An 8,777-nucleotide genomic window follows, 5' to 3' on the forward strand; every position below is an offset into this window, starting at 1 on the left:
ATGCCGGTGCTGGACGGGATGCGTCAGGTGGCTGCGTCCCTGATGTTTTTTGATAACGGAGAACAACCGATGAACGAAAACCTGCGTCTCGTCCTCTGCGCCATTATGGGGCTGGGTAATGAGGCTGATGAGGCGGCTATTCAGGCAGCGGCTGAAGCGCTCCAGAAGGGGCAGCTTAAAGAGGCCAACTGCTCCAGCATCAGTGCGCTGATTGAGGCCCAGAAGGCCCAGCTGACAGCAAAAGACCAGTCCATTCAGGAGGGCCAGACGAAGATTGCCGCGCTCTCTTCCGGGCAGCAGAACGGCAAGCCCGACTCGACCCAGTATGTGCCGGTAGCCGTGGTGGACGACCTGCGCAACGAGCTGGCATCGCTCTCCTCACAGATTCAGGGCGATAAGGTGGAAACCCTGCTGACCGCCGCACTGAGCGACGGGCGAGTAATGAAAGGTGCAGACGAGGACAATCTGCGCGAGCTGGGCAGGAGCAACTACGGCCTGATGGAAAAGATGATCGGCACCCGCAATCCTATCAAAGCCCTGTCACAGCTGCAGTCTGACGGCATGACGTTTGATACCGGTAAGCATGACGGTAACGTCGGGCTGACCGCCGACCAGCTGGCCATCTGCAGCCAGATGGGCCTCACCGCTGAAGACCTGACCGGAGAGAAAAAATGACCGCTATCACTGAACCCCGCGACACAGCAGGGCGCGACTGCATTCTGGTGCCGGTGCCCGTTGCCAAAGATGAAGTTATCCCGATGGGTGCCATTGTCTGTGTTAACGCGACCGGCTTTGCCGTCAACGGCACGGAGGATGCGACTCTGAAATACGCAGGCTGCGCCGACGAGTCGGTGGATAACAGTGCCGGTGAGGATAGCGCTCAGTTCATCAACGTCCGCGCCAGTAAGGCGTTTAAGTGGGCCAGTGACGGCACCATCACCCAGGCGAGCCTGCTTACCCGCGCTTACATCCTGGATAATCAGACGCTGTCTGCTGAGAACGGCTGTACACCTGCGGACGGTGAGACTCCGGCTGGCGATGCCACCCGCAGCAGCGCCGGAAAAATCATCCTGATCGAAAGTGACGGCGTCTGGATTTACTGATTTATAAGGAAAATGATTATGGCTGCAATCAACAAAGCCAACCTCAGCGTGCTGTTTATGAGCCTGAAAAAGTCGTTTCAGGGCGGGCTGAAGCTCGGTAAACCGCAGTGGCAGCGCGTGGCGACCCGCATCCCATCCACGGGGGCGGCAAACTACTACGCCTGGCTGGAAATGTTCCCGAAAATGCGCGAGTGGATTGGTGAGAAGCAACTCACCAAGCTGCTGGCGCATGACTTTACCGTGCCCAATAAGGATTTTGAGGCAACGGTGGTCGTTAAACGTAACCACATCAAGGATGACCAGCTGGGGATCTATGGCGTCCAGGCGACGGCTGCAGGCCAGAGTGCCGAAATGTGGCCGGATGAAATGGTCTTCGAACTGCTGAATAAAGCCTTCACCGCCAAGTGCTATGACGGCCTGCCGTTTATCAGCAACAGTCACAAAATTGGTGACAATACCTACAGCAACATGGGCAAAGCCCCGTTGTCGGTGTGCCACACAGGATGCGGCCAAGGCCTCATTCGGCGCGGCGCGTACCAGCATAAAAAAGCTGAAAGACCGCCACGACCGTCCGCTGAACATCAACCCTGATCTGCTGCTCGTGCCTCCGGCGCTGGAAGATATCGCCAAAGCGCTTGTGACGGCTGAACGCCTGGAAGACGGCAAGCCCAACCTCTACAAAGGCTCTGCGGAAGTGCTGGTAATTCAGGATCTGAAAACCGATACCGAGTGGTATCTCCTCGACACCACCAAAGTGCTGAAGCCGCTTATCTTCCAGGAGCGTGAATCCCCGGACTTTGTCTCCCAGACCAATATGGACTCGGACGACGTCTTTATGCGGGCTGAGTATAAATACGGTGTTGAGTCTCGCGGTGCCGCTGCGTTCGGTTACTGGCAGATGGCTTACGGCTCCACGGGTAAAGGAAACTGACCATGAGCTACGCCACCCCGGAGGACTACAAAACCTATTTCACAGAGCGTGATGCGGTCAGCGTGTCAGCGCCCTGGCACAGTGATGAGGCGGATGATGAGCGTCTCGCCCGCCACCTCCGGTCGGCGAGCGGCAGGATTGATGCGTATATCGGTGCCCGCTATCGCCTGCCGCTGCGGCAGGTGCCCGATGCGCTGCGTGATTACTGCTGTGATATCGCCCGCTACCTGCTCACCGGTAACGAGCACACCTGCAACGAAGTGATCCGCCTGCGCTACGAGGACGCTATCAGCTGGCTGAAGCTGGTTGCCAGCGGCAAAGCCGGTATCGGCTCAAACCCGGAGAACGGCGGCACCGTCGATGCCTCGACGCCGACCGTCGAGTTTTATTCCGGTGGCGACGATCTGTGGAGCCGTAACCGCACCGGTGGAGGGGCGTACTGATGATTACCACCATCGAAAAAGCGCTGTGTGAACGCCTGCAGCAGGGGCTGGGCCGGATGGTCAACAACCCTGTAGTGACATGGAACGTGCTGGCCACGGATATCGGCGTGGCCCTGCGGCAGCTCCCCGGCGTGTGCGTGGTGTTTTCAGGCATCACTAACAGCCGGGCACATGACACCTCCCGCCGCCGCTTCCTCGTCACCGGTCGCTTCAGCGTCTTTGTCGTGGATTACAACCTGCGCAGCAATGAGGCGCTCCGCCACGGCGGGCCGGGGATTGAAGAGCCGGGATGCTATCGCCTTATCCGCAGCGTGCGCCGCCTGCTCACCGGGCAGGATTTGGGGCTGACGATTGATTTTTTGAAGCCCGAGGGCGTGCGCCCCGTAGCCGGGCAGGCCTTTAACGATAAGGGCGTGGCGGTCTACGAGTGCGTGTTCGGCACGCAATGGGTGGAAGACGCGCTGGATAACGGGCACTGGCCTGCGCCAGAGCTGCCGACCGATGACGACGCTGACTTTGTTCGCTGGAACGGGCGTATTGAAAAACCGCAGCTGTGGCATGAAAGCACCCGCATGGCGTACTTCCAGCCTGGAGAATCCGACCCTGTCGCCGAAGATATCATGCAGAACAGGACTGACAACGATGATTAAGGTGATCGCCCGTAAGGGTATTCAGGTGCCGGTGGAGGGTCGTTCAGACCGTTACATCACCGACAAAAAGGCCGTGGAGGTGCCGGAAACAGCCTACTGGCTGCGCCGCCTGCGGGATGGCGATCTGATGCTGTATGCCGGACAGGCTAAATCCGCTGCAACTGAGGCTGCTGATGTTAAACCATCCGGTAAAAACGCAGAGATATCTGCTGCTCCGGCAGCTAAGGCGGAAAAATGACTATGGATATGACAACTATTCCGAACCCGATTTATAAGCCTGGTGCTTATTTCGCGTTCAATACCACGCTGGCCTCACGTGCGCTGGCCTCTAATGACCAGAAGCTGCTGATTATCGCACAGCGTCTGCACGACAGCGCTACGGTCGACGCACTGACGCCGGTGAATGTCTTCAGCGACGATGAGGCGGCGCTCTACTTCGGACGCGGCTCGCAGGCCCACCGTATGGCCCGCGCGGCGATCAAGGCAAACCAGTACATTCAGCTGACGGTTGTCGGGCTGGATGATGCTGAAGCCGGTGTGGCGGCGACCGGGTCGGTGGTGGTTAACGGCACCGCCAGCGGTTCCGGTCAGGTTCGTCTGGGTATTTGCGGCACCACCGTTGCCGTTGCCGTCAGCCAGGGCGATAAAGCCGATGATGTGATGGCTTCTCTGGCCAGTGCAATTACGCTGCAGGATACCCTGCCACTGAGCGCCACCGTGGGTGAGACAGACGGTCCGGTAACGGGTGACGCCCCCCGGAGAAAGTCAGGGCGCTGGTGCTGACCAGCCGCAATAAGGGCAGCGCCGGTAATGAGTGTGGTCTGAACTGTATCATCACGGCCAGCGGTCTGACGGCCACGCTGACACCGATGCGCGGTGGTCAGGGAGACCCGACTCTGGATGCGGCATTCAGCGCCGTGTTCGCCTCCGGGCACACGCTGATCATGCTGCCTTACACCAGCGATGAGGCGCTGGCAAAGCTGTCCGCGCATCTGGATAACGTCTCCGGGCCGCTTGAGCAACGCGGGGCTGTGGGTATTACCGGCTGGAACGGGACGCTTGCCAGCGGCACCACGCTGACCAGCAAGGTTAACGCACCGCGCATTTCCTGCGGCTGGCATGCTGGTTCCGCGCTGCCCAACGGCGAGCTGGCGGCAATTTACGGCGCGGTGATGGCCAGTGAATCCGATCCGGCCCGCCCGCTGAATACCCTGACGTTACCGGGTCTGGATATCACGGCGCAGGACAACTGGCCGGGACGTACCGAACAGGAAAACGCTCTGATGAACGGCCTGACGCCGTTTGAGGTGGACGGCAGCGTGGTGCGTATCGTGCGCGCGGTCAGTACTTATGTAAAGAACGCCGCTGGCGTGACCGACCGGTCGCTTATGGATATCACCATTATCCGTTCGCTCGACTATGTGCGTCTGGCCTGCCGGACGCGCTACACCCAACGCTTCCCGCGTGAAAAGCTGACCGATGCGCGACTGGCGCGTATCCGCTCCGAACTGCTCGATGTGCTGTATTCGCTGGAGCAGCTGGAGATTGTGGAGAACGTCGACGCGCTGAAAGACCAGCTTCGGGTCACCCGCAGTCTTCAGGACGATACGCGGGCGGAGGCCACCATTCCGGCAGCAATCGTGCGGGGTCTGCATGTGTTCGCCGCCGTCATTTATCTGATGTAAGGAGACGACAATGGCCCTTGAATACGTAGGCTCGATTGTCCTGGACGTTAACAGCGTGGAGGTTGAGGTCACTGACTTCAACCCCACCGAGACAACCGGGAAAAAGCTGGTCAAGACCATGAACAGCACTGGCCGGGCGAAAGGTTATACCCAGGGTATCGCCACGTGGGAGCTGGCCATCACGGCAGTGGTGCCAAAGGATACCACCGTCAACTGGGCGCAGATTGCCGGGGCAAAACTGACCCAGACGCCGCTCGGCAGCGGCAAACGCACCACCTATCAGGATGTGTTTGTCACGCAGGTCGGTGAGCAGTACACCGTGGATAACGAGGCGCGTATCAACATTACCGCCTTTGCACTTAACAAAATTGAGGAATAATGATGTCCGGAAACATTACCTGCACAGGTTCACTGCCGGTTGGCATTCTGTTTGATGGCAAACTGCACCAGGACGTGGTGCTGGGTCTGGCAACGGTCGGGGATGAGATTGCCGTGATTGAAGACGGCGTATCCGATGCAGGTGTGCCGATTGCGGTGCTGGCCCGCACGCTGACGAAGATTGGCGACATTCCGGCGCAGAGCATCACCTATGAGCTGCTCTGTGACAATCTGGTGTCCGAAGATTATGCCTTCCTGCGCACCCTGCGCGACGAGGTGAAAAAAAAAGCTCAAATCCATGAGCAGCGCTTCACCGAATACCGGTACACGGTTATCCGGCTCGGACGATACGGCATCTCAGAAGAAAAAATCCGACTCGCCAGCGCTGTAGAGCTGGCCGGATGGCTGGACGCCATCACCCGCCGGGAAAACCCCAAAGCCTGGCAGAAAAACCGCACCGTTATCAGCCTGCGTCGCCCCCGCAACAGGGCACGCAGTGCTGCTTCCCGCTAAGAGGACTGCCCCGTGGCCCGTGATTTTGATACTCAGATTAAATTCGGCGTGCAGGACAATGCCACGCCCAAAATCCGGTCGTTATCCGAAGAGTTTCGTCGACTGTCCCGCGATCGTGAAGCTCACGGGATCAGGTCCAAACAGAGCATACAGCGCGAAATCCTGCGTACAATCAGCGCCTGGAACCGGCTTGAAAGCAGCGGAACCTTGTCGGCAAAGGGGCAGGAGCGTGCATACCAGCAGATGATCTCAACAGTCGGCCGACTGCGTAATGAGATGGTTGAAACGATGCGTGCCCAGAAGGACACGGCTCCGGTGCTGCAGGAGTACCGGCGTATGGCCAGCGCTCGCGAAACGCTGGGTATCCGCTCCGAGCAATCCATCCGGCGCGAGATTAACCAGACGCTGGCCGCGTACAACCGCCTGTCCCGCAGCGGCACCATGAGTGCCAGCAAGCAGAGCCGCGCCTGGACCCAGACGCAGGCGACCGTTGCGAGGCTCAGACGCGAGCTGGGCGAAACTGAGCGAAGCTATCAGCGCCTTGCCCGCGTGGGTAAGACGGTGGGCGCTATTGGCGGCGGTCTTGTTGCCGGTGCGATGGTGATGCGTAAGCCCATCGAGAATCAGATGCAGTACGATTCCGAGCTACGCACACAGGCTAACTTTGCCTACAGCAGCGGCAGTAAGGCTGACCGCGAAGCAGGGATGAAAGTCATTGATGCTGGCGTGCGTAAGGCGCTGCGGGAAGGTGGTGGGAATCACGATGGTGCCCTTCACGCTCTTGAGACGATGATGCGGTCAGGGACTATGGGTAAGGGGCCGGATATACCTATCCGGGCACTCCCCGAAGTCATGAGAATTTCTACCGCAACGGAAACCGACCCTGCTGCAGTCGCCAGTCTGCAGGCGAGTGCATTCAATTTTGGTCTGAATGAGAAGGATGCCCACGCAGGCCTGAGTGTTGCCACCACGATGTCACAGCACGGCCTGGTCGATATGGCACTGCTGGCCAAAGAGATGCCGAAGGCGCTGGAATCTGCCAAGTCCATCGGTCTGTATGGTCGTACTGGCTACTCTCAGGTGAGTGCTCTTTTTGAGGCGGCAGCCCGTGGCGCAGGTTCCCCGGAAGAAGCCGCGACGTTCACTACCAATCTGCTCTCCGAGTTGTCCTCGCCAACACTGGCCAACAATTTTGCGAATCTGGAGCATGGTAAAGGGAAAAACAAAAAAGGGATTGATATTCGTGCGTTAATTCGTGCAGATGCGGCTAAAGGATTGACTCCTCTGGATACTGTGGACAGAGCAATTAGATCTATGGATGAGAAAGATCCACAATTTATTGCGCTTGAGAAGCAAATAGCAGCCGCCAAAGATCCAGATCAAAAAGCCCAGCTTGAAGCTCGTCGCGATCAAATTCATGGACAGAATGTCGGGCGTATTTTTACGAATCAGTATTCGTTTAATGGCTTCCTCAACTGGGAACGTAACAAAGATTACTACCACAAGCTGATTAAAGAGGGTAGTGAGCAATTTGAAAAACCGGCGGGTGAAACCTCTGCAGATATGGATTTTGAGCTGAAGAAAGACAGCGCAGAATTTAAGGTTAACCAAGCGAAAAATGAAACCTTTAACGCACAAATTGACGCCGCCGCACCGCTGGCAAATTCTTTTGCCGATGTTGCAGAAAAAGCGGCTGAGCTGGCCCAGGAGTTTCCGAAATTAACAACCGCTATCAGCGGAGCTTCTTCGGTTTTTCAGGTTCTTAAAGATATTGGTGGTGGCGTTGCACTTGGGTGGGCTGGGAATAAACTCTGGAATCGTCTGAAAGGGGGTGACTCGGCTCTGGCGAAGGAAGGTGGAGACGCTGCAGCCAAAGCGGCTGAAACAGCAGCAAAAGGCGGTGGGGTTTTGAGTAAAGGAGGAAACCTCCTGGGTAAGCTGGCCAGAGTGCCCTTTGCCGAAGCCTATATCGCTTATAACCAGTTTTATGAACAGGTCATGGAGCGAAGCGAAGATAAACGTAAGCGGCTGAAAGAAGAAGGTTACGGTATCCCAGATAGTGCACCGTTGCCGGTTGGGTTTCTTGATGCTTTTGATGAAATCAAGAGTTTCTTCTCGCAAAACAACAGCGCAAAAACCACCGCGCCAGGGGAAACTCCGGCAAATTCCCGGCAACCCCCGCAGCAGCCGTTTGTTGCGAATATCTATCTTGACGGACACGATGTTACTCAGGCTGTATTGCGCCGCGTGGATGTTGATTCAAGGAGAAAGTAATGGCGGATACTATCAATGAAATCGCTTCGGCGCTGGGCGTCGACCTGCTGATGCCTGCCTCGTTCCGGGGCGTGGAGTTCGACTGTCTGTTTACCCGCGACACCCTGGCAAAGGACACCGTGACCTATGCCTACCCGTACCGGGACGGCGAAGAGGTGGAAGACCAGGGGCTGAAGGCAGTGAACTTTCGCCTGCAGGCGATCTTCTGGGGCAACCGCTACCAGACGGAGCTTAAAGCCTTTTTAAATGCCCTTAAAACGGCGGGCACCGGCGAGCTGGTTCACCCGGTATACGGCTCTGTACCGGACGTGCAGTTTCTGGAGGCCGGAGTCTTTCACGAGGTGGAGCCGGTTAACGCCGTCACCGTCGACCTGGTCTTCGTTGAGAGCGGTAAGCCCGATGCGCTGTTTGCCACCACCCATTACGAAGCGGACGGCGACAGTATTTTTGACAGCGCGATCAGCTGGTTCGGGGACGCAATGGATACGCTGCGCGACATTCAGCAGGACATTGCCCGCGTCACCAATATCATTGCCTCAGCGGAATACGTGGTAAACGCCCTGGCAAACGAGGTGCAGTCCACCATCGGCAGTGCCCTCGACTATCTGGACTACCCGACAGCCTTTATCTCCGACCTGAAGCACCTGACCGGCGCATTCACTGAACGGCTGTCGCTGAGCGAGGCTTCGCGCCTGTCGGACTGGAACGCCCTGACCGGGCTGAAGAACACCATGCTGACATTACCGGCGCAGCGCACTACCGCCCAGCAGACCATGTCCTCCGGCAGCGTGAAGAAGGTC

At 57.7% G+C, this 8,777-nt stretch carries 12 protein-coding genes and 1 pseudogene; all 13 read left to right on the top strand.

Features of this window, described 5'->3' with window-relative positions:
• On the top strand, positions 1 to 675 hold a 675-nt coding region (locus BBW68_RS10100), incomplete at its 5' end, for a phage protease (RefSeq protein WP_222563080.1).
• A complete protein-coding gene (locus tag BBW68_RS10105; RefSeq protein ID WP_070135264.1) occupies positions 672 to 1,103 on the top strand; it encodes a hypothetical protein in 432 nt (143 codons plus the stop codon). The genes BBW68_RS10100 and BBW68_RS10105, both read left to right, overlap by 4 nt.
• A 57-nt stretch (positions 1,104 to 1,160) precedes the next feature.
• Positions 1,161 to 1,511, top strand: a pseudogene (locus BBW68_RS21025) (Mu-like prophage major head subunit gpT family protein); the annotation flags it as partial.
• 1 nt (position 1,512) lies between these two features.
• A complete protein-coding gene (locus BBW68_RS19815; protein ID WP_476727290.1) occupies positions 1,513 to 2,034 on the top strand; it encodes a Mu-like prophage major head subunit gpT family protein in 522 nt (173 codons plus the stop codon).
• A gap of 2 nt (positions 2,035 to 2,036) precedes the next feature.
• Positions 2,037 to 2,477 carry a gp436 family protein gene (locus tag BBW68_RS10115; protein ID WP_070135265.1) on the top strand — a complete coding sequence of 147 codons (441 nt, stop codon included), beginning with the start codon at positions 2,037 to 2,039 and terminating at the stop codon, positions 2,475 to 2,477.
• Positions 2,477 to 3,127 (top strand): phage protein Gp37, encoded by a 651-nt coding sequence (locus BBW68_RS10120; protein ID WP_070135266.1) that lies wholly within the window; start codon positions 2,477 to 2,479, stop codon positions 3,125 to 3,127. The genes BBW68_RS10115 and BBW68_RS10120 overlap by 1 nt, the downstream gene beginning before the upstream one ends.
• Entirely contained in the window at positions 3,120 to 3,365 is a 246-nt protein-coding gene (locus tag BBW68_RS10125) for a DUF2635 domain-containing protein (RefSeq protein WP_070135267.1), read from the top strand. The genes BBW68_RS10120 and BBW68_RS10125 overlap by 8 nt, the downstream gene beginning before the upstream one ends.
• Positions 3,366 to 3,367: 2 nt before the next feature.
• Complete coding sequence (locus BBW68_RS19820) at positions 3,368 to 3,910, top strand: hypothetical protein (protein ID WP_245675250.1); 543 nt, start codon at positions 3,368 to 3,370, stop codon at positions 3,908 to 3,910.
• The gene (locus BBW68_RS19825) at positions 3,904 to 4,812 is read left to right on the top strand and encodes a phage tail sheath subtilisin-like domain-containing protein (RefSeq protein ID WP_245675251.1); all 909 of its coding nucleotides are present in this window, start codon (positions 3,904 to 3,906) and stop codon (positions 4,810 to 4,812) included. Before BBW68_RS19820 ends, BBW68_RS19825 begins: the two co-directional genes overlap by 7 nt.
• A gap of 10 nt (positions 4,813 to 4,822) precedes the next feature.
• Positions 4,823 to 5,191: a phage tail protein gene (locus BBW68_RS10135; protein ID WP_070135268.1), complete on the top strand. Its 369-nt coding sequence runs from the start codon at positions 4,823 to 4,825 to the stop codon at positions 5,189 to 5,191.
• 2 nt (positions 5,192 to 5,193) lie between these two features.
• Complete coding sequence (locus BBW68_RS10140) at positions 5,194 to 5,703, top strand: hypothetical protein (protein WP_245675252.1); 510 nt, start codon at positions 5,194 to 5,196, stop codon at positions 5,701 to 5,703.
• Between the two features lie 12 nt (positions 5,704 to 5,715).
• Entirely contained in the window at positions 5,716 to 7,977 is a 2,262-nt protein-coding gene (locus BBW68_RS10145; RefSeq protein WP_070135269.1) for a phage tail tape measure protein, read from the top strand.
• Positions 7,977 to 8,777, top strand: an 801-nt coding sequence (locus BBW68_RS10150; protein ID WP_186821315.1) for a DNA circularization N-terminal domain-containing protein, incomplete at its 3' end; no start/stop codon positions are given. The genes BBW68_RS10145 and BBW68_RS10150, both read left to right, overlap by 1 nt.

It is taken from the genome of Candidatus Erwinia dacicola (assembly GCF_001756855.1).
Taxonomy (GTDB): domain Bacteria; phylum Pseudomonadota; class Gammaproteobacteria; order Enterobacterales; family Enterobacteriaceae; genus Erwinia; species Erwinia dacicola.